General features: G+C 65.3%; 15 protein-coding genes. 9 read left to right on the top strand and 6 right to left on the bottom strand.

Translation table 11 applies throughout. The features are described from left to right. Positions 1-144 precede the first annotated feature (144 nt). The 5 genes from LK09_RS07895 to LK09_RS07875 are packed head-to-tail and all read left to right on the top strand — an operon-like array spanning position 145 to position 6959. Positions 145-1446 (top strand): ABC transporter substrate-binding protein, encoded by a 1302-nt coding sequence (locus LK09_RS07895; RefSeq protein ID WP_039397674.1) that lies wholly within the window; start codon positions 145-147, stop codon positions 1444-1446. Next, on the top strand, positions 1440-2384 hold the full coding sequence (locus tag LK09_RS07890) for a carbohydrate ABC transporter permease (RefSeq protein ID WP_039397672.1): 945 nt from the start codon (positions 1440-1442) through the stop codon (positions 2382-2384). The genes LK09_RS07895 and LK09_RS07890 overlap by 7 nt, the downstream gene beginning before the upstream one ends. Beyond that, positions 2381-3268: a carbohydrate ABC transporter permease gene (locus LK09_RS07885; protein ID WP_082008114.1), complete on the top strand. Its 888-nt coding sequence runs from the start codon at positions 2381-2383 to the stop codon at positions 3266-3268. Before LK09_RS07890 ends, LK09_RS07885 begins: the two co-directional genes overlap by 4 nt. Next, a complete protein-coding gene (locus tag LK09_RS07880; protein ID WP_052226520.1) occupies positions 3265-5889 on the top strand; it encodes an alpha-L-rhamnosidase in 2625 nt (874 codons plus the stop codon). Before LK09_RS07885 ends, LK09_RS07880 begins: the two co-directional genes overlap by 4 nt. Next, the gene (locus LK09_RS07875; protein WP_082008113.1) at positions 5886-6959 is read left to right on the top strand and encodes a LacI family DNA-binding transcriptional regulator; all 1074 of its coding nucleotides are present in this window, start codon (positions 5886-5888) and stop codon (positions 6957-6959) included. The genes LK09_RS07880 and LK09_RS07875 overlap by 4 nt, the downstream gene beginning before the upstream one ends. Positions 6960-6966: 7 nt before the next feature. Here LK09_RS07875 and LK09_RS07870 read toward each other — a convergent pair whose 3' ends face one another. Further along, positions 6967-8022 carry a LacI family DNA-binding transcriptional regulator gene (locus tag LK09_RS07870; RefSeq protein ID WP_052226519.1) on the bottom strand — a complete coding sequence of 352 codons (1056 nt, stop codon included), beginning with the start codon at positions 8020-8022 and terminating at the stop codon, positions 6967-6969. Positions 8023-8166: 144 nt separating this feature from the next. Between LK09_RS07870 and LK09_RS07865 the strand changes: the two genes are divergently transcribed. After that, positions 8167-9687 carry a glycoside hydrolase family 43 protein gene (locus LK09_RS07865; protein ID WP_082008112.1) on the top strand — a complete coding sequence of 507 codons (1521 nt, stop codon included), beginning with the start codon at positions 8167-8169 and terminating at the stop codon, positions 9685-9687. 75 nt (positions 9688-9762) lie between these two features. On the opposite strand, the gene LK09_RS07860 is transcribed toward LK09_RS07865, so the two are convergent. Genes LK09_RS07860 through LK09_RS07840 form a run of 5 tightly spaced genes read right to left on the bottom strand, consistent with a single transcriptional unit; the run spans position 9763 to position 14036 of the window. Beyond that, entirely contained in the window at positions 9763-10437 is a 675-nt protein-coding gene (locus tag LK09_RS07860) for an SDR family NAD(P)-dependent oxidoreductase (RefSeq protein WP_039397670.1), read from the bottom strand. Beyond that, the gene (locus tag LK09_RS07855) at positions 10434-11480 is read right to left on the bottom strand and encodes a zinc-dependent alcohol dehydrogenase (protein WP_052226518.1); all 1047 of its coding nucleotides are present in this window, start codon (positions 11478-11480) and stop codon (positions 10434-10436) included. The genes LK09_RS07860 and LK09_RS07855 overlap by 4 nt, the downstream gene beginning before the upstream one ends. Next, entirely contained in the window at positions 11477-12337 is an 861-nt protein-coding gene (locus LK09_RS07850) for a fumarylacetoacetate hydrolase family protein (RefSeq protein ID WP_039397668.1), read from the bottom strand. Before LK09_RS07850 ends, LK09_RS07855 begins: the two co-directional genes overlap by 4 nt. Further along, positions 12334-13242, bottom strand: coding sequence for an SMP-30/gluconolactonase/LRE family protein (locus LK09_RS07845; RefSeq protein WP_231562983.1), 909 nt, complete (start codon positions 13240-13242; stop codon positions 12334-12336). Before LK09_RS07845 ends, LK09_RS07850 begins: the two co-directional genes overlap by 4 nt. Next, a complete protein-coding gene (locus LK09_RS07840) occupies positions 13239-14036 on the bottom strand; it encodes an IclR family transcriptional regulator (RefSeq protein ID WP_052226517.1) in 798 nt (265 codons plus the stop codon). Before LK09_RS07840 ends, LK09_RS07845 begins: the two co-directional genes overlap by 4 nt. 78 nt (positions 14037-14114) lie before the next feature. Between LK09_RS07840 and LK09_RS07835 the strand changes: the two genes are divergently transcribed. Genes LK09_RS07835 through LK09_RS07825 form a run of 3 tightly spaced genes read left to right on the top strand, consistent with a single transcriptional unit; the run spans position 14115 to position 19421 of the window. Next, positions 14115-15833: an IlvD/Edd family dehydratase gene (locus tag LK09_RS07835; RefSeq protein WP_039397664.1), complete on the top strand. Its 1719-nt coding sequence runs from the start codon at positions 14115-14117 to the stop codon at positions 15831-15833. After that, positions 15820-18681, top strand: a complete 2862-nt coding sequence (locus LK09_RS07830) for an FAD-binding and (Fe-S)-binding domain-containing protein (RefSeq protein ID WP_052226516.1) — start codon at positions 15820-15822, stop codon at positions 18679-18681. The genes LK09_RS07835 and LK09_RS07830 overlap by 14 nt, the downstream gene beginning before the upstream one ends. After that, the gene (locus LK09_RS07825; protein WP_039397662.1) at positions 18678-19421 is read left to right on the top strand and encodes an SDR family NAD(P)-dependent oxidoreductase; all 744 of its coding nucleotides are present in this window, start codon (positions 18678-18680) and stop codon (positions 19419-19421) included. Before LK09_RS07830 ends, LK09_RS07825 begins: the two co-directional genes overlap by 4 nt. The last annotated feature ends 30 nt before the right edge of the window (positions 19422-19451 follow it).

The following is a 19451-nucleotide window of genomic DNA, read 5'->3' as shown; positions in this document are numbered from 1 at the left end:
CCCACGCAATATTGCGTGGATCCGAGCTCTGTTCGTTGACATCATTCTCGGCACGAACCTAACCTGATCGTCGTCGTTCTGTAGAACGCTCTACACGCACAAGCCGGGCGACTCGACCCGGCGCTAAGCCCAACGGAGGGTGCAATGAAAATCGGTACGAAAGCAGGCGTCGCGACCATCGCCGCGCTGCTCGCCGTCGGAATCGCGGGATGCTCGAACCCCGTGTCGAACAACTCGGGTGGATCGGGGGGCTCCGCAGCCCCGGCGAAGAGCATCACCGTCTGGCACAACACCGCGGATTCGCCCGCGCTGCTGGATCTCTACAAGAACTTCACGAAGGCGACCGGGATCAAGGTGAACCTGATCGACATCCCGTCGAACTCGTTCGAGACGACCACGCAGACCAAGTGGACCACCGGTGACAAGCCCGACATCATGGAGTACCACCCGACGTCGGCCGCCATCCTGCAGTTCAACCCCAGCAGCTTCCAGGACCTCTCGAACCAGGCCTTCGTCGCGAAGTCTGGTGACCTGTACAAGAGCGCCGGCTCGTACAACGGAAAGGTCTACGCGGCCATCACGCAGATGCCGAGCATCTTCGGGATCTACTACAACAAGGCTGACCTGAAGAAGGCGGGCGTTACCGTGCCCACGAACTTCACAGAGCTCATGAGCGCGTGCAAGGCCCTGGTGGCCAAGGGCATCACGCCGATCTACGAGTCCGGCAACAGCCAGTGGCCGACTCAGATCTTGCCTGCGGCCTACGTCGCCGACAGCAACAAGGGCAACGTGTACGGTCAACAGCTCTTCGAGAACAAGGCGAAGGTGAACGACCCCAACGGGCCGATGGTCAAGGGTATCGAGGCATACAAGGCTTTGCAGAACGCCGGCTGCTTCCAGAAGGACTTCGCGACCGGAACGTTCGAGAAGTCGACCGATGCCGTCTACAAGGGCACCGCGGCGATGACGGCCCTGCACTCGGACGCACTGACCCAGTTCGTCCAGTCGGCCGGTAGCGCGCAGAAGGTGTCCGACGCAGTCGGCTTCGCCGGTGTGTCCGCCACCAGCCCGACGGCCTGGTTCGGTCCGAGCCCCCTCGGCAGCTACTACGCGCCGAAGACCGGCGACGCTGCACGCGAAGCAGCAGCGATCAAGTTCATCCAGTACGCGACCGGCGCGGGCTACCCCAAGCTGATCGAGGAGGGCAAGACGTACCCTGTGATCCAGGGTGTGCCGAACCCGACCGGTCTCGCGCCGATCCAGGAAGAGTACAAGGCGGCCTACGACAATGGCGCCACGATCGGTGTCAACCTTCCCGGATGGGGCACGTTCCCGGCGGAGCTGAGCAAGCTCCTCAACGGCCAGGAGACCCCGATCCAGGTCGCGAACAATATGCAGTCGAGCGTTGAGCAGGCTGCCAAAGCGGCGAGCCTTCCCGGATGGTAATCTCTGCCGTCGAGAAGAACGAGCAGTCGGCTGGGGTGCGCCCGACAGTGCGCACCCCGGCCGGGGCCGGCCGGAATCGCCGTCGCCCGGTACGGTGGATCTGGTTCCTGATCCCGTCGCTCGTCCTGGTTCTCATCTTCTTCATCACGCCGTTCGTCCTTAACATCCCGTTCGCATTCACCCAGTGGACCGCGTACAGCCCTGACATCAAGTTCAATGGTCTGGACAACTTTGCGTTCCTCTGGCAGAACGGAACGCTCCAGAGCGCCGTCGTCGTCACCCTGATCTACGCGGTCGTCGCGATGACGGTGCAGAACGTCACCGCCCTCTCGCTCGCACTCGCGCTGCGCAAGACGACTCGGATCAACTCGGTCTACCGGTCGATCTTCTTCCTGCCCGTGCTGATCTCGCCGCTCGCTGCCGGATACATCTGGCGGGGACTCGTCGACCCGCAGGGGCCGCTGAATGCCGTCATCGCCGTCGTGATCCCCGGATTCCAGTACGCCTGGCTCGGCCATCCGGTCAGCGCACTCGTCACCGTCGCATTCATCGACGGGTGGAAGTGGTCCGGAATCGCAACACTCGTGTACATCGCCGGGTTGAACAGCATCCCCGACGAGCTGATGGAAGCCGCGCAGCTCGATGGAGCCGGACCCTTCAAGCGGTTCTGGCGCATCAGCTTCCCGCTGCTCGCGCCCGCCTTCACTTTCAATATCGCCACCACTCTGATCGGCGCCCTGAGCGCATACGACGTCATCGCGTCGACGACGAGTGGCGGCCCCGGCAACGCGACCACGACCATCAACGTGGCGCTTCAGCAGCAGTTCGGATTGAGCTTCTACGGGACCGCGAGCGCCTTGGGTCTCACCGTGACAATGCTCGTCATCGTGATCGCCGTACCGCTCGTCTTCTGGCTGCGCCGAAGGGAAGTCGCATGACCACACTCACCGCCGCCCGTACGGGCACCGACAGGCCGCCGCGGTCGCGCAATCGGCGCCGGCACATACCGTCCGTCATCAAGTACATCCTTCTGACCGCCTTCGCGATCCCGTGGGTTTTCGTTCCCCTCTGGATGCTGGTGATCAACTCCTTCAAGACACCCGGCGAAGCGGCTCAGCTGTCGCTCGCCTTGCCGACGAAATGGGCGATCACCGAGAACTACACAGCGGTCTTCGTCACCGGAAACTACCTGACAGGTCTCCGCAACAGTCTCCTCGTCGCCATCCCGACGATCTTCGTCGTCCTCTTCCTGGGCTCCCTTGCCGCGTGGGCATATGCGCGCAGCAAGTCGCGGGTCACGCAGCTCTTCTTCTACATCACTGCGCTCTCGATCCTCCTCCCGCCGGCGATCATCCCGACGATCTACGTCTTGAGCGCCTTGCACCTTGACGGTTCCATCGCCGGGTACGCGCTCATGCAAATGGGGACCCGCATCGGCGGCGTCATCTTCTTGACCACGGGTTTCGTTCGGGGGTTGCCCACCGATCTCGAGGAAGCAGCCTCGATCGACGGTGCATCCCGCATGCGGACTTACTTCTCGGTGATGCTGCCCCTGCTGCGACCCATCCTGTTCGTCGGAGCAGTGCTGCTCGTCATCTCGGTCTGGAACGACTTCTTCTTCGGGCTGCTCCTGCTCCGAACGACGGACAACGCCACGCTGCCGCTCACGATGTACTCGTTCGCGAGCGCGGGGGAGCACGGACTTAACTGGAACCTCGTCTTCGCGCACGTGGTCATGACGAGTCTTCCTCTGGTGATCGCCTACCTCTTCGCTCAACGGCAGGTGCTGGCCGGACTGACCGAAGGGTCGTTGAAGGGGTGAGTGCCAACTACAGGCCGTTCGCTGTGACGTTCGAGCACCTCACACCGGCCCTTGGGATCGGCCAGCGCCGCCCGCGGATCTCGTGGATGCTGCCCGCACACGCCGAAGAGCAGCGGGCATACGAGATCGAGGCCACCGACGCGGCCGGGCACCGCCACCACGAGCGTGTGGAGTCGCGAGCCCAGACGCTCGTACCCTGGGCCGGCCCCGACCTCGCATCCCGTGAGCGACGACTCGTCCGGATCCGCACCTTCGGCCCGAGCGGACGTCCTTCCGAATGGAGCGAGCCCGTCCCCGTCGAGGCGGGACTCATGGACACGTCGGACTGGAGCGCGAGCTACATCGCCGCACCCAATGAGGTCGATACGCCAGTCGTGCTCCGTGGAGAATTCGAGGTGGATGCCCCGGTTCGCCGGGCACGTCTCTACGTGGCGTATCGCGGGATGGGGGAGCCGAGTCTGAACGGCGAGGTCGTCACCGACGAAGTCCTGGCGCCGGGGTGGCAGTCCTACGGCCACCGGGAGGTGTACTCGACGATCGACATCACTTCACGGGTCGAGACCGGCCTCAACGATGTGCAGATTGTGCTGGCGGACGGGTGGTTCCGGGGGCGCTTGGGATTCCTGCAGCAGCGTGCGCTCTACGGGGATCAGACCTCCGCGCTCGCCCAGATCGAGCTCGACTACGAAAGTGGAGAGCGTGCCGTCTTTGGCACCGACTCGAGCTGGAGATGGACGACAGGTCCGGTTCGTGCAGCGAGTCTCTACGACGGCGAGACATACGATGCGCGTCTTGCCGGCCGGGATCCGGGAGTAGATGACGCGAGTAACGATTGGGCGCCGGTCGAGGTCCTCGGCTCGGCATCGCACCGACTCGAAGCTCCGGTCGGACCACCGGTTCGTCGAATCGGCACACTCCGTCCGGTCGACATCTTCCGGTCGCCCGCAGACAGGGTGATCGTCGACTTCGGCCAAAACCTCGTCGGCTGGGTTCAGCTGAGTGTGGAAGGCCCATCTGGCACTGAACTGACATTGAGGCACGCCGAGGTCCTCGAGAACGGCGAGCTCGGAACCCGGCCACTCCGCAGCGCTGACGCCACAGACACCTACATTCTCCGGGGCGAAGGGATCGAGTCGTGGGCGCCGCGGTTCACGTACCACGGGTTCCGATACGTCGAGATCGACGGATGGCCGGGCGGCGAACCGACCGCGGATGACATCGTCGCCGTCATCGTCCACACCGATATGCAACGCACGGGATGGTTCAGCTCCTCACACGACGAACTGAACAAGCTCCACGAGAACATCGTTTGGAGCATGCGCGGCAACTTCGTCTCGGTCCCAACCGACTGCCCGCAGCGCGACGAAAGACTAGGCTGGACAGGCGACATCAGCGTGTTCGCGCCAACGGCGACCTACCTGTATGACTGCGTGGGCATGCTCAAGTCCTGGCTTCGCGACCTCGCGCTGGAGCAGCACGAAGACGGCTTGGTTCCGTTCTTCGTCCCTGATGTGCCCTTCACCGAGGAAGTGAAGGATGTGCCAGGGCTCGCCCTGTCCCATGCTGCGGTCTGGGGCGACGCAGCCGTCCTCGTCCCCTTCGCGCTCTACGAGTCGAGCGGCGACCTGCAGGTGCTCGAAGACCAGTACCCGTCAATGAAGAGCTGGGTTGACGGCGTCGCTCGCCTGGTCGACCACTCCAATGTCTGGCGGGACGGCTTCCAGTTCGGAGACTGGCTGGATCCGACCGCGCCGTCCGATGACCCCGCGGCCGGTGCGACGGAGACCGCCCTCGTCGCGACCGGCTACTTCGCAAACTCGGCGAAGCTGCTCGCCCGCGCCGCCGGCCTCACCGGTCGGGAAGCCGACAATCGACACTACGAGCAGCTGGCCGAGTCGATCGCGATCGGATTCCGCGAGAGATTCGTCACCTCGACGGGGCGACTGACGAGTGACACCCAGACGGCGTATGCAATCGCGCTCAGCCTCGACCTCCTCGGCACGCGCGCACAACGCCGCGCTGCATCCGCGCGACTCGTCGAACTCGTCCGCGAGGCCGGTCACACGATCGCAACCGGATTCGTGGGGACGGCTCTCGTCCTCGATGCCCTCGTCGCCGCCGACGCCCTTGATGACGCCTACGCTCTGCTTCTGCAAACCGAGTGCCCCTCTTGGCTCTACCCTGTTCGGATGGGGGCGACGACCGTCTGGGAACGATGGGACAGCATGCTGCCCGACGGTTCGATCAATCCCGGGGAGATGACCTCCTTCAACCACTACGCCCTGGGCGCGGTCGCGAGCTGGTTGCACCGCGTGGTCGGTGGTCTGTCCGCGGTCGAGCCTGGCTGGTCGACGTTCAGAGTTGCCCCGCGCCCGCACGTCCGGATCACTAGCGCCGAGACATCCCACCAGACGCCTTTCGGCGAGGCCGCAGTCTCCTGGCGGCACGACGGTGAAAACCTGCACATCGAGGTCACGGTGCCCAACGGGACGACCGCCGTCTTGGATCTCCCCGGGGAGCCCGCGCGTTACCTCGTGGCAGGTCAGCACGTGATCGACGAGCCGTGGAACGCCGGACGGCGAGACGCCGGCATCCCTCTTGCGGAAGCGGTAGCGCGATGACCAAGCCGACGGAGGCGCAGACCGAGAAATCCGGCTCCACTGGTCGCCTGCAGCCTCCTCGGCGAGCGACCCTGATGGACGTCGCCGACCGCGCCGGCGTCTCCACCGCTGCCGCGTCCAAGGTTTTGCGTGGCGCCTATGGCGTGAGCGACCGCATGCGCGAGCGCGTCCAGACGGCGATGCAGGAGCTGGGATATCGACCCAGCGCTGTCGCTCGCGGTCTGCGGGGCAAGACATACACGGTCGGCGTGATGCTCTCCGACATCCACAACCCGTTCTTCGGGCTCCTGACCGACGGAATTCGGCGCGGAATCGGCTCCGGGGGCTATGAAGTTCTGATCGGCCCTGGTGGGTCGACCCCTCGATCACAGCAGGCGATGATCAACGCCCTCATCGATCGCGGAATGGACGGCCTCATGCTCATCGCCCCGGTGGTCGGAGGCGAGCAGCTGGAACGAACGGGGCGCGAGGTCTCGACAGTCGTCATCGGTCGTCATGGGCTCGGAGCCGCATACGACACCGTCGCTGGTGATGACCGACGCGGGTCCGAGCTCATCGTGGACCATCTCGTCGGTCTCGGGCATCGCGACATCCTTCACCTGACGAACAGACACGAGTCGTTCGACGAGCCGGAGACTCCTGAGCAGGTGCGCGCGGCGGGATACCGGGATGCGATGCGCAAGCACGGCCTGGAGTCAAGGATCGATGTCCGTGAAGCGGCGTGGACGGACACCGGCGGCCGCGAGGTGGCGCGCCAGATCCTGCAGATGCCGGAACGTCCGACCGCAGTGCATGCCGGCGCCGATGTTGCGGCTTTCGGTCTGATGGCGGAACTCTGGCAGGCGCAGATCGACATACCCGGCCAGGTTTCCGTCGTCGGCTACGACGATTCGCCCATGGCGAGCATGCCGCCCATCCACCTGACGACCATCAATCAGAGCGGGTTCCGGATGGGGGAACTCGCGTCCGAGATACTCCTCGAACGACTCGAGGGCCGGAATGAGCCTCGCGCCGAGTTGATCGAGCCGACCCTTGTCCGTCGAGGCACAACTGCAGCGCCATCCAACTAGTCGCGCGCTACTGTGCGTCGGTCTCGGCGGCTGGTGGCTCTTCCAGCGGAAGCGTGGATCCGCGGACGACCAATCTCGTCGGAAGCTCGATCCGGTCGCCCCGGGACTCGTGCCCGGCACGAAGCTGCTCGATCATCTCCACCGCTCGCGCGGCGAGGGCGCGAATGGGCTGATGAACCGTGGTCAGAGGTGGCTCCATATGCGCTGACCGCGCCGTGTCGTCGAAACCGATGACACAGAGGTCGTCGGGGATACTCAGGCCAAGCCGCTTTGCGGCGGTGTAGACCCCGACGGCCATGTTGTCATTGCAGGTGAACACGCCGACCGGGCCGCGCCCGCGAACAAGCGGAGCGAGTTCCTCCGTGAGCGGTCGGGTCGTCCAGTCACTCTTGACAACATTGAAGACGGAACCCGGGACGTGCTCGAAGACAGCGCGCGAAAAGCCGCTCTCACGTGCTCGACCGAACCGGAGCTTCGGCTCGCCCGCCACGCAGATGAAATGAGTGAGGCCGAGGCCGACGAGGTGCATGCCCGCGTCGTAGCCGCCCTGCCAGTTCGTGGTGCTCACACTCTGGAGCTCATTGTGCGGGTCGGAGGCCGGCTCAAGCAGCACGATCGGGATGTTGAGACCGTTGAGCCGTGCCAATTGATTGTGCGTGGGCTGGATGAGCCCCAAGATGACTCCGGCGGGGTGCCGCCGCGCGACGCGGGCGGGCCAGTCGTCTTCCGGGTCGTCCCGCTCGAGGGTCTGGAGCAGGTCGTAGCCCATGCGAGCCGCGGCCTGCCGGGCGCCGACGCTGACTTCGTTCGTGAAGGCGTCGTCGTAGGTGCCGAGGACCAGCTCGATCATCCGCGCGTCCGTCGTGTCCGGTCGCCCGCGAGTCGTCGTCCATCGCGTGTAGCCGAGCGCTCGGGCAGTCTCCTGAATGCGCACGCGCGTCTCGGTCGGCAGATCGCCCTTGCCGGACAGCGCCCGCGAGACGGTGGTGACGGATACGCCTGCGGCTGTGGCGACATCGGCCATCGATGGCCGGCGCCCTTCGGTCGGTGATGTGGTGCTCATCGGTCTCCTTTCACATTATCGCGCAACAGGATCGGCGAACGCCGACACCCAATGGGAGCGTGAGATGGCCGCTCGCTGACGAGCGGTGGTGCGCCCCGTGCTCTCGGTGCCCGGCGCCGCCGTAACGATGGAGAAACAGACCTCATGAATCCCTTGGCCGCAGAACCTGCCAGCCGGCTTGCAAACGACGAGGCTGGGATCATCTCAGCCGCGGAGCATCCCGTGATCGCCGGTATGTATCCCGACCCGACGATCTGCCGGGTGGGGGACACGTATTACCTCGCGACATCCAGCTTCGAGTACTTCCCGGGCGCTCCGATTTTCCGGAGCGACGACCTGACGAGCTGGACCCAGATCGGGCACATTCTGACCCGGCGGAGCCAGTTTCGACATGCGGAAGGCGGGCCGTCGCAGGGCATCTACGGTTCGACGCTTCGACACCACGATGGTCGTTTCTGGTTTGTGACCACCAACGCGAATGAATATGAAGCCGGCCAGCTGATCTTCAGCGCGCCCGATGCGGCGGGACCTTGGAGCGACCCCGTCTACGTGCCCGCCGCTGTCGGCATCGATCCAGACCTGGCATGGGATGGTGACCGCTGCTATCTGACGTGGAAGCGGCTCAGCTTTTCCGAGGGCGACCTGGAGCTTGTGCAGGCCGTCATTGATCTTTCCACCGGAGAGATCGGGCCGGTCGTGCAGGTTTGGCAGGGGGCCGGGATGACTGCGCCCGAAGGTCCCCATCTCTATCACGTCGGCGAGTACTGGTACCTCCTGCTCGCGGAGGGCGGCACTGAACGAGGGCACACTGTGACCGTCGCACGCTCGCCGCACCCGTCAGGGCCCTTCGAACCCTCTCCGGACAACCCGGTGTTCACGCACCGCAGTTCCGGGCATCCCGTCCAGAACGCCGGCCACGCGGATCTCGTCGAGACGACCGACGGCGATTGGGCCGCGGTCTACCTGGGGGTCCGTTCTCGCGGCTCGATTCCGGGCTTCCATGTGCTTGGTCGGGAGACATTTCTGGCCGGAGTGTCGTGGGTGGACGGCTGGCCAGTGTTCGACGAGACCCGCTACCAACTCGGCCCGGCGGATCACGCGTTCGAGGACGACTTCAGTGCGACGGTTCTCGACCAGCGCTGGGTGGTTGCGGGTGGGGAGCCGTCCAACACGGTCTCTGTGCGCCCTGATGGTGGGCTTGAGTTCGCGCGAGCATGGCGGGTGGGCGCCGATCTGCTGTGTGTGAGGCCTCGTGATCTTCGCTGGTCTGCCGAAGCCGATGCTGAGGGCGATGCCGCGCTGGTACTCCGCATTGATGACCGTCATTGGTATGGAGTCGTCGTCCGTGACGGTGTTGGCCGCGTTGAGGCTCGAATCGGTGATCTGGACCAGACGCGTGGCGCGGTTCCCGTTGACGATTCGGTGACGCTGCGAATCGAGGCCGTCTCACCCGGGTCGCTGACTGTGCCGCTCGGTCATGCCGGACCCGATGACATCGTTCTCGCGATCGAATCCTCGGGGACGCGGCACCAGCTCGCCAGATTGGATGGCCGCTACCTCTCGTCCGAGGTCGCATCCGGGTTCACGGGGCGGATGCTTGCGCTGGGGAGCCCCTCCGGTGAAGGTGTCGTGCGAGCGGTGCGATATCGGCCGATCGGTGACTAGTTGCGGAACATCGCGCGCGCAGCGGATTCGCAGCGGTCATCACACTTTTGGTGAGCAGGGATGACCGCTGCCGATTCAATACGTCGCACGTCCGCCGCTGATGTCATAGACAGCGCCCGTTGAGAAGCTGACCGCATCGGATGCGAGCCACGCGACGAGCTCCGCGACCTCATCAGGTCGGCCCACTCGTTTCATCGGAATGAGGCTGGTGATGTGATCGAGGACGTCGGGCGCCGTGTCCTCGTTCATCGGCGTCGCGATCACAGCCGGCGCGATCGCATTCACCAATACTCCTGTCGTTGCCAGCTCCTTGCCGGCGGACTTGGTGAGTGCGATTACTGCAGCCTTCGACGCGGAGTAGATCGACAGGTTCGGATTGCCGTCCTTCCCCGCCATGCTGGCGAAGTTGACCACGCGTCCCCACCCGCGCTCCACCATCCCGGGCACGAAGGCGCGCATGGTCGCGACCGTTCCGAGGACGTTCACATCCAGCACCAGTCGCCACTCGTCAGCGGCCGTTTCCAGAATCGGCTTGTTCGGCCCCACGATGCCCGCGGAGTTGATCAGGATGTCGATCGCACCGATCTCCATCGCGGCCTGACGCAACGCGCTGTCATCCGTGACATCGAGGTGGAGGTCGGCATCGCCGGCCAGGTCCACCGTGATGACCCGTGTTCCGGCCTGCCGGAGTCTGATCGCAACCGCTGCTCCGAGCCCTCGGGCTCCTCCAGTGACGAGAGCCGTTCTCATCGATCTTCCTTTCCAGTCCCGCCGGTGGAGGCGTCATTGAGGCTGACATGAATCTTCGGACCCGGTCCGGCCTGAGTGGGGAGTTCTCCGCGCAGCGCGGCCGCCACATCCTCGAGTGTGACGGTCGCTGCGACGAGAGGGCGAGGATCGACAGCGCCCGAAGCGAACGCGGCGATGACGCCATCAAGAGCGGCGCTGGCTCCGAGGATGCCGACCGCGGTGACGTCCTTGAGCGCGAGGGTGCGCGTGTCGATGGTGCTGGGGCTTCCCGCAAGACCGACATAGACGACGCGTCCCGCGGGCTCCACGAGTTCCAGCGCCTTGGCGGGGAGGGCGGCTGCATTCGAGCAGTCGATCACGGCATCCCAGGGCAGGTCGGGGAGCGACTGCTCGTCCCAGACCGCGTCGAAGTGGAGGGAACGCGCGAATTGCATCGATCCGTTCGACCGCCCCATGAGGTGCACGTCGGCGCCCTCGGCACGCGCGAACATCGCGACAAGGAGGCCGATGGTGCCGATCCCAAGGACGAGCACGCGATCCCCCGGGACAACTTCGGCCGCCCAGACTGAACGCAACGCGTTTCCTGCGGGTTCGATGAGTGCGCCGGCTGCGTCGTCGACGGAATCAGGAAGCGGATGGAGGTAGCGCGCCGGGTAAGCCAACTTCTCCGCCAGGGCTCCCGGGCGCCCTCCCCGGATGCCGAGCTCGGTTCGGTTCTCGCACACGTGATGGCGGCCTTTGGCGCATCGGTGGCACGCGCCGCAGCCGAGCATCGTGTCGCCAGTCACTCGACGACCCACCCAGGATGTCTCCACGCCCTCGCCCACGCCGGTGATGATCCCCATCCATTCGTGACCGAGGCGGATCGGGTACTGCGCGTTGCCATCGTGGAGGTACTGCATCTCCCCGCTGAAGAACTCCGCATCAGTTCCGCACACGCCGGCCCGGCGGACGTCGATGAGAACCTCACCCTGCGCGGGGGAGGGCTCCGGGACGTCCTCGACACCCGCGTCCCTCGGGCCTCGGACGACGAACGCCCTCATCGCGGTGCGACCACGTTCTGGCGCTGCGTGCCGAGGCCCTCGATTCCGAGTTCCATCACGTCGCCTGCCTGAAGCCAGATTTCGGGGCGGAATCCCATGCCGACACCGGGCGGCGTGCCCGTGTTGATCAGGTCGCCCGGCTCGAGCACCATGAACTGACTGATGTAGTGGACGATGAAGAAGGGATCGAAGATCATCGTCGCCGTCGAACCGGACTGACGTCGGACGCCGTTCACGTCCAGCCACATCCCGAGGTCGATGACATCGTCGATCTCGTCCGGGGTGACGAGCCAGGGCCCAGCCGGATTGAAAGTCTCAGCGGACTTGCCCTTCAACCACTGCCCGCCACGCTCCATCTGGAATGCCCGCTCAGACACATCATTGACGAGCGTCCATCCGGCGATGTGCTCGCGAGCGGCCTCGACCGAATCGAGGTAGCTGGTGCGCTTGCCGATCACGATTCCCAGTTCGACCTCCCAGTCCGGCTTCGTGGAACCGCGCGGAATTCGGACGTCGTCATTCGGTCCGACGAGAGTATTCGGTGACTTCGTGAACAAGATCGGTTCGTCGGGGACGGCTTGCCCGGTCTCGGCCGCGTGGTCCGAGTAGTTGAGCCCCACGCAGATGATCTGGTGGGGGCGTGCGATCGGAGCGCCGATGCGCTGTCCGCCCAGGTTCGCCACCCGGCCGTCTGCAATGCGATCGGCGACGAGGCTGCGAATCGCGGCGACACCGTCACCCGCGAAGAACTCTTCATCGAAGTCGGAGACGACATCGCTGAGGTCGACATAGCGGTCGTCGTCGACGAGGACGGCGGGCTTCTCGGCGCCGAAGTCGCCGATTCGGAGGAGCTTCATCTGGTTCCTTGCTTTTCGGTGGTCGGTGTGGGAAGGCCACTCCACAGAGGCTGCGGAAAACCTCGCACGTCGGGGTTGATAGTGAACAGGCGGCCGGAGAGAGGGAACTCTGCAAGCGTCTCGTCCGTGAGGTCCTGCCGAGCCGTGGTGATGACGAGTGTGTCGAGGTCTGGGCCGACGAAGCTGAGGCTCGACGTGTGGGGTGCGGGGACCTCGATGGTGCGGTCAAGAGTGGCGGCCGGACTGTACCGTCGCACCTCTCCGAGACCCCACATCGCGATCCACAGAAATCCGTTCTCATCGATCGTGAGCCCATCGGGAAATCCGGTATCGAAGGTCAGGAAGACCTCACGGGGCCCCGTCGCTCCTGTCGCAACGTCGTATGGACGCCGGTAGACGAGACGGCGCTCCGTGTCCACGTTGTAGAAGAGCCGGCTGTCCCTGGTCCATCCCAGGCCGTTCGACAAGGTCAGGTCGGTATCGATCACGCGCGTGCTGCCGTCACGGTCGATCTGCAGGAGGCGTTCCTGCTCCGAGTGGCCGGAAGACGAAAGGGTGCCGACCAGGAATCGTCCAGCCGGATCTGGCTTGCCGTCGTTGAAGCGTCGCGGCCCGCTCTCGATCGGAGGAAGGGAGGCGACAGCACCGTCGACATCGATCACCAGAAGACGGTGTCGGCCGGCGACGAGCCGGTCACCACGGTCAGAGACTGCGACTGCGCCTGCGGATTCGCCGACTTCCAGCGATTCGAGTACCTCGATCGTGCCATCGTCGCGAAGGACGCCGGACAGCACGTTCCCAGCCGGAATATCGACCCAGAGCACACGAGACCGGACGGGATCCCAGATCGGACCCTCGGCGAGGAAGTATGTCGTGTCGGTGGCTACGACGAGGTCGCCAGTCACGATGTTCGCTCCTGCCATCCCGTCAGGTCGCGGACGACAGCGAGGATCTCGTCGGCCCGCTCCACGAGAGTCGGCAGCGGCGTTCGATACGCAACCGCGCTGACGCTCACGGCGCCGGACGGCTCATTGGGCGACGCGAGGTAGACGGGGACGGCCAGGCAGTTGATTCCGGGCTCGTTCTCTTGGTCGTCCACTGCATAGCCGCGCTCGCGTGTCTCGACCAACTGCTCGTGGAGTTCGAGGGCGCTCGTCGCCGTACGCGCGGTGCGTTGCTCCAGCTCCCGATCGCCGATCCATTCCTCAACTTGGGACAGAGTTAAGAGCCTGGTCGCAAGGAGGGCCTTGCCGACACCCGTGCAGTGCGCGGGGTTGCGTCCACCGACGGTCGACGTCAACCGGACCGCGCCAGTGAGCGGGTCGACCTTGTCGCGGTAGACGACGTCCGTTCCGTCGAGGACAGCGAAGTGGATCGTCTCGTGGAAGCGTTCGGTGAGCCGGTCCAGGAGCGGACGGACTCGGATGTGCTCCGGCCTGGCTTCGTGGTGCGCGAACGCAAGGCGGATGAACTCGTCACCGAGCACATAGTGACCTCGTCCGTCCTGGCTCGCGAACCCGGCCCGCTTGAGCGAGGCCAGAGCACGATGGACGGTCGCCTTCGGGTGCCCCGTTCGATTCACCATCTCGTCCAGCGTGACGCCGGAAGGGAATCCGGCAAGTTCGGTGAGCACCCCGAGCACGCGATCGGTGCCCACGAGCCGCCCGTCGCCGGGAGCGTCGACGTCCTTGCTTGGCATTGGTTGTTGTCCTCCTCGTCGGCCGCCTATGCTAGCAACAGTTCCAGTATTTAGACCACAATTCCGAAAGTTGGAATAATGGTGACGAACCTTCGCACCGCAGAGTGGTACTCCGGCGACGATCGAAATGCGTACATCCATCGGGCGTGGATGCGGCGGGGAGTCCCGGCCAGCGCGTTCGACGGACGACCGCAGATCGCCATCGCGAACACGGCCTCCGACCTCACCCCCTGCAACGCCCACCTCACCGAGGTCGCCCAGTCCGTGAAGAACGGGATCTACGAAGCCGGCGGTGTCCCGCTTGAACTCCCTGTGGTCTCGCTGGGTGAGACCCAGGTGCGACCCACGGCGATGCTCTGGCGAAACATGGCGGCAATGGCCACCGAGGAGATGCTCCGTGCCAATCCCATCGATGGTGTCGTCCTGCTCGGGGGCTGCGACAAGACCATCCCGTCGCTGCTGATGGCCGCCGCATCCGTCGACCTACCGGCGGTGGTCGTTCCCGGCGGTCCGATGCTGACCGGGCACTTCCGTGGGGAGGCGCTGGGGTGCGGCACGGATGTCTGGAGGCTGAGCGAGGAGGTGCGCGGCGGCACCCTGAGCCAAGAAGACTTCATGAAGTCCGAATCGTCCATGATCCGCAGCAAGGGCCACTGCAACACCATGGGTACGGCTTCCTCCATGGCTCTGGTCGCCGAGGCCCTTGGAACGGTTATCCCCGGCCTCGCCGGCACGCCGGCACCCGACGCACGGCTCCTGGAGGCGGCGCACGAGACGGGTCGGCTCGCCGTCCAGCTTGTGGCGGATGACCGCCGTCCGTCGACGTTCCTCACCAAGGCCAACTTCCACAACGCGATCGTGGCGCTCGCCGCCATCGGCGGCTCGACGAACGCAGTAGTCCACCTTCTCGCGATCGCGGGCCGGTTGGGTATCGACCTCACGATCGACGACTTCGACCGCATCGGAGCAGAGGTTCCCCTTCTTGTGAATCTTCAGCCCTCGGGGAAGTACTTGATGGACGACCTGCAGCGTGCGGGCGGATTCCTTGCTGTGCTCCGTGAGGTGCGGGACCTGCTGGACCCGACTGCGCTCACCATCACGGGGAGGCCCCTTGTCGACCACCTCGACAATGCACGTATCTGGGATCGAGACGTGATCACACCAAGGGACGCTCCCCTTCAACCTGCGGCCGGGATCAGCGTCCTCCGTGGCTCGCTCGCCCCCGGCGGCGCCATCATCAAACCCTCTGCCGCGTCCCCACACCTGCTGAAGCACCGCGGCCGGGCTGTTGTCTTCGACAGCATCGAAGACTTCCGTGCGCGCATCGACGACCCGGACCTCGAGATCGACGAAACCTCGATCATGGTCCTGCGCGGGTGTGGTCCGAAGGGCTACCCGGGCATGCCGGAGGTCTCGAACATGCCGTTGCCCAAGAAGCTGCTCGAGCGCGGCGTCCGGGACATGGTCCGGGTATGCGATGGCCGGATGTCCGGGACCGCGTACGGAACCGTCGTCCTGCATGTCACACCCGAGGCGGCTGCTGGTGGGCCGCTTTCCGTCGTACAGACAGGGGATTGGATCACGCTCGACGTGCGTAATCGTCGTCTCGACCTCGACGTTTCTGACGAGGAGTTTTCTGCCCGACGTCCGAATGAAGCAACGCTCGAGGGCTTTGCAGCTCCTCGACGCGGTTGGGAGCGCCTCTACGTGGATCATGTGCTCCAGGCGGACCAGGGCGCGGACCTTGACTTCCTCGTTGGGGCGAGCGGCTCGAAGGTCAGCCGTGAATCACACTGACAAGCGGCTGCGCGAGCCTGACCCGTCGCTGCTCGCGGCGCTGGAAGCAACGAACGTTCCGGTGACGCGACGTGCAACGGACCGCCTGGCTGCGGCGCACGACGCCTCCCACTACCTCCTCACGCCACTCGCGATCGCCACGCCCTCATCGACCGCGGACGTTGCGGCTCTGTTCGCGGTATGCCGCGAACAGGGTGTGTCGTTGACGTTCAGATCAGGTGGCACCAGCCTCAGCGGCCAAGCCGGAACCTCCGGAGTGATGGCGGACACTCGGCGTCACTTCCGCTCCATCGAAGTGCTCGACGAGGGCCGCCGCGTGCGGACCGGTCCGGGCGCAACCGTCCGGGCGGTGAACGCCCGCCTGGCCAGGTACGGCCGAAAGCTCGGCCCCGATCCCGCGAGTGAGATCGCCTGCACGATCGGCGGCGTCGTGTCGAACAACTCCAGCGGGATGTCGTGCGGCACGCACTCCAATACCTATCGGACGCTGGAATCCGCTGTCGTCGTCCTCCCCAGCGGCACGATCGTCGACACCGGTCGCCCGGACGCCGACGAGTTCCTGCGCGTGAAGGAGCCGGAACTCTACTCTGGGCTGCTCCAGCTGCGAGACCGCGTCCGAGGCAATTCGGAATCAGTGGCGGCGATCTCCTCGCTCTATGCGATCAAGAACACGATGGGCTACGGGGTCAATAGTTTCGTCGATCACGATCGCGCCGTCGACATTCTTGCGCACCTCGTTGTCGGCAGCGAAGGGACGCTCGCCTTCGTCGCCGAGGCGACCTTCAACACCCTGGCGATCAGGCCGCATGCGGCCACCGGGCTGCTCTTCTTCCCGGACCTCGCATCCGCGACGGGTGCGCTTCCTGCCCTGATCGCCGCGGGATTCGCCACCATCGAGTTGCTCGACGCCACCAGCTTGCGCGTGGCTCAGCGCGACCCGGATGCCACGGATGAGCTCCGGTCGCTGACCGTCGTCGATCATGCCGCGTTGCTCGTCGAGTATCAGGAGGAGGACTCCGACGGACTCGTTCAGCGCCTGGACGGTGCTCCCGCAGTGTTCGAAGCTCTCGCACTCGACCAATCGACTGAGCTGACTACCGACCCGAAGCGTCGAGCCCAGCTGTGGCACCTTCGAAAGGGGCTCTATACCCAGGTCGCGGGAAACCGACCATCTGGCACGACCGCATTGCTCGAGGACATCGCCGTGCCGGTCGAGCGGTTGTACTCCACATGCGTGCAGCTCGTGGCCTTGTTCGACAAGTACGCGTACGAGGAGTCGGTCATCTTCGGCCACGCGAAGGACGGCAACATCCACTTCCTGCTCAACGAGCGTTTCAACGTGCCCGAGTTGTTGACGCGGTATGAGGCCTTTACGGAAGAGATGGTCGAGCTCGTCCTGAGCCACGGCGGCACCCTCAAAGCCGAGCACGGAACGGGCCGGATCATGGCGCCCTTCGTGCGACGCCAGTACGGCGACGAGCTGTATTCGGTCATGGAGGAGATCAAACGACTGTTCGATCCGGCCGGGCTGCTCAATCCGGGGGTGATCCTGACCTCGTCTCAAGACTCGCACGTCAAGGATCTCAAGACCTCACTGGCAGTCGAAGAGGAAGTCGATCGCTGCGTCGAATGCGGCTACTGCGAGCCGGTCTGTCCCTCTCGGGACCTCACGCTCACCCCGCGGCAGCGGATCGTCCTTCGCCGCGAGATGGCCGAAGCCGAAGCCGCCGGCGACGCCGCGCTACTCCGGGAACTCCAGGCAGAATACGACTACGACGGTGTCGAGACCTGCGCGGTCGACGGCATGTGCCAGACTGCATGCCCCGTACTGATCAACACCGGTGACCTGGTCCGACGGCTTCGCCGTGAGAATCAGAACCGCGCGTCGCGCGCAGGGTGGAGTGCGGCCGCCAAACACTGGGACGTCGTCAGTCGGGCGGGCGGCGCAGCGATGACGGTTGCCGGTGCGTTGCCATCGGCCCTTCCCAAGGCCGCGACGGCCGCAGCACGCACCCTGCTGGGCCGCGATGTCGTCCCCGACTACTCGGCGGAGCTCCCAGGGGGCGGGACGCCCCGCAAGACCATCCCAAGCGCGGCCCCGCACGCCATCTACTTCTCCAGTTGCACGAACACCATGTTCGGCCCGGTCGGCGAATCGGGGGTGAGTGAATCCTTCCTCGCCCTGTGCGAGCGAGCAGGGGTCAACGTCGCCACGCCGGACGATATCCCATCGCTCTGCTGCGGGACGCCGTGGAAGTCGAAAGGGCTCACGGACGGCTACGGGAAGATGCGACGACGCGTCGCAGATTCTCTCCTCCGAGCGACCCGTGGGGGAGCGCTTCCGGTGGTCTGCGATGCCTCGTCATGTACTGAAGGCCTGCGCGTCCTCCTCGACGCAGCAGATGCTATAGGAATCGAGGTCGTCGATGCGGTCGAGTTCGTCGATTCCACGGTCCTGCCCAGGCTAGGAGGCGAACCTCAGAAGGTCTCGTCGGTCACGCTGCATCCAACATGCTCATCGGTGCACCTTGAACTGAGCGGCGCGCTCTCCCGTGTCGCCGAGGCAGCCGCCGAGCGTGTCATTGTGCCCGAGGAGTGGGGCTGTTGCGCATTCGCGGGCGATCGAGGCATGCTGCACCCCGAGCTGACCGCGTCCGCGACCCGTGCCGAGGCGGCCGAGGCCGTCGCAGCGGACACGGACACATACGCATCCCTGAATCGCACGTGCGAGCTCGGCATGACCCGCGCAACGGGCCGCGAATACGAGCACATTCTCCAGGTACTTGACCGCGCGACCCGCGAGACGAACTCCGATCCCATTCCTGAGGCAAGAGGAGCAGGACAGTGAAAGATGAGCTATCCGGACTGACGGGGGTCGTGACCGGTGGATCCTCCGGCATCGGCCTCGCGACAGTTCTCCGGCTGCGCGCGCTGGGTGCGCAGGCGGCGGTGATCGACCGCTCGGTCGACGGAACGGTCGAGGGCTTTCAAGCCGACGTGACGGACAGCGAGTCCGTCGATGCCGCAGTCGAGGCGATCGTCGCCCGGTTCGGCGGCATCGACATCCTCGTGAACAACGCCGGCGTGGGAGCCCAAGGGGCAATCGACGCGAACGACGACACGGAATGGCATCACGTGTGGGATGTCAACGTCGTCGGCCTGGCGCGAACGACACGGGCATGCCTGCCGCACCTGAAAGCATCGCCCGCGGCCTCGGTCGTGAACATGGCATCGGTGGCCGCGACCGTCGGGCTGCAGCAGCGAGCGCTCTACAGTGCGACCAAGGGCGCAGTTGCCGCGCTGACCCGCGCGATGGCCGCGGACTTCCTTGACGACGGGATCCGCGTGAACGCCGTCGCGCCGGGAACGACCGCCACCCCGTGGATCGGGCGGTTGACCGCGGCCTCCGGTGACGCGGACGTCGCGCTCCGCGCGCTGGAGCAACGTCAGCCCCATGGGAGACTCGTGGCGCCAGAGGAAGTCGCCGAAGCCGTCGCGTACCTTGCCAGCCCACGATCGCTCTCGACGAACGGCCAGGTGATCGCCGTGGATGGAGGGCTCACGGCGTTCAAGATCGTCGGTCGATAGCCGGTGTCGCGGCCGCGAAGTCGCTGCGGT

This window comes from Microbacterium mangrovi, from assembly GCF_000802305.1.
Classification (GTDB): domain Bacteria; phylum Actinomycetota; class Actinomycetes; order Actinomycetales; family Microbacteriaceae; genus Microbacterium; species Microbacterium mangrovi.
The sequence above is the reverse complement of the archived record's forward strand: the minus strand, read 5'-3'. Positions and strand labels throughout refer to the sequence as shown.

Excerpts from the sequence above, each read along its gene's own strand:
- LK09_RS07850 (WP_039397668.1), bottom strand. The coding sequence starts at position 12,337 with ATGAAGCTCCTCCGAATCGGCGACTTCGGCGCCGAGAAGCCCGCCGTC.
- LK09_RS07840 (WP_052226517.1), bottom strand. The coding sequence starts at position 14,036 with ATGCCAAGCAAGGACGTCGACGCTCCCGGCGACGGGCGGCTCGTGGGC.
- LK09_RS07870 (WP_052226519.1), bottom strand. The coding sequence starts at position 8,022 with ATGAGCACCACATCACCGACCGAAGGGCGCCGGCCATCGATGGCCGAT.
- LK09_RS07890 (WP_039397672.1), top strand. The coding sequence starts at position 1,440 with ATGGTAATCTCTGCCGTCGAGAAGAACGAGCAGTCGGCTGGGGTGCGC.
- LK09_RS07860 (WP_039397670.1), bottom strand. The coding sequence starts at position 10,437 with ATGAGAACGGCTCTCGTCACTGGAGGAGCCCGAGGGCTCGGAGCAGCG.
- LK09_RS07885 (WP_082008114.1), top strand. The coding sequence starts at position 2,381 with ATGACCACACTCACCGCCGCCCGTACGGGCACCGACAGGCCGCCGCGG.
- LK09_RS07855 (WP_052226518.1), bottom strand. The coding sequence starts at position 11,480 with ATGAGGGCGTTCGTCGTCCGAGGCCCGAGGGACGCGGGTGTCGAGGAC.
- LK09_RS07895 (WP_039397674.1), top strand. The coding sequence starts at position 145 with ATGAAAATCGGTACGAAAGCAGGCGTCGCGACCATCGCCGCGCTGCTC.
- LK09_RS07835 (WP_039397664.1), top strand. The coding sequence starts at position 14,115 with ATGGTGACGAACCTTCGCACCGCAGAGTGGTACTCCGGCGACGATCGA.
- LK09_RS07865 (WP_082008112.1), top strand. The coding sequence starts at position 8,167 with ATGAATCCCTTGGCCGCAGAACCTGCCAGCCGGCTTGCAAACGACGAG.
- LK09_RS07875 (WP_082008113.1), top strand. The coding sequence starts at position 5,886 with ATGACCAAGCCGACGGAGGCGCAGACCGAGAAATCCGGCTCCACTGGT.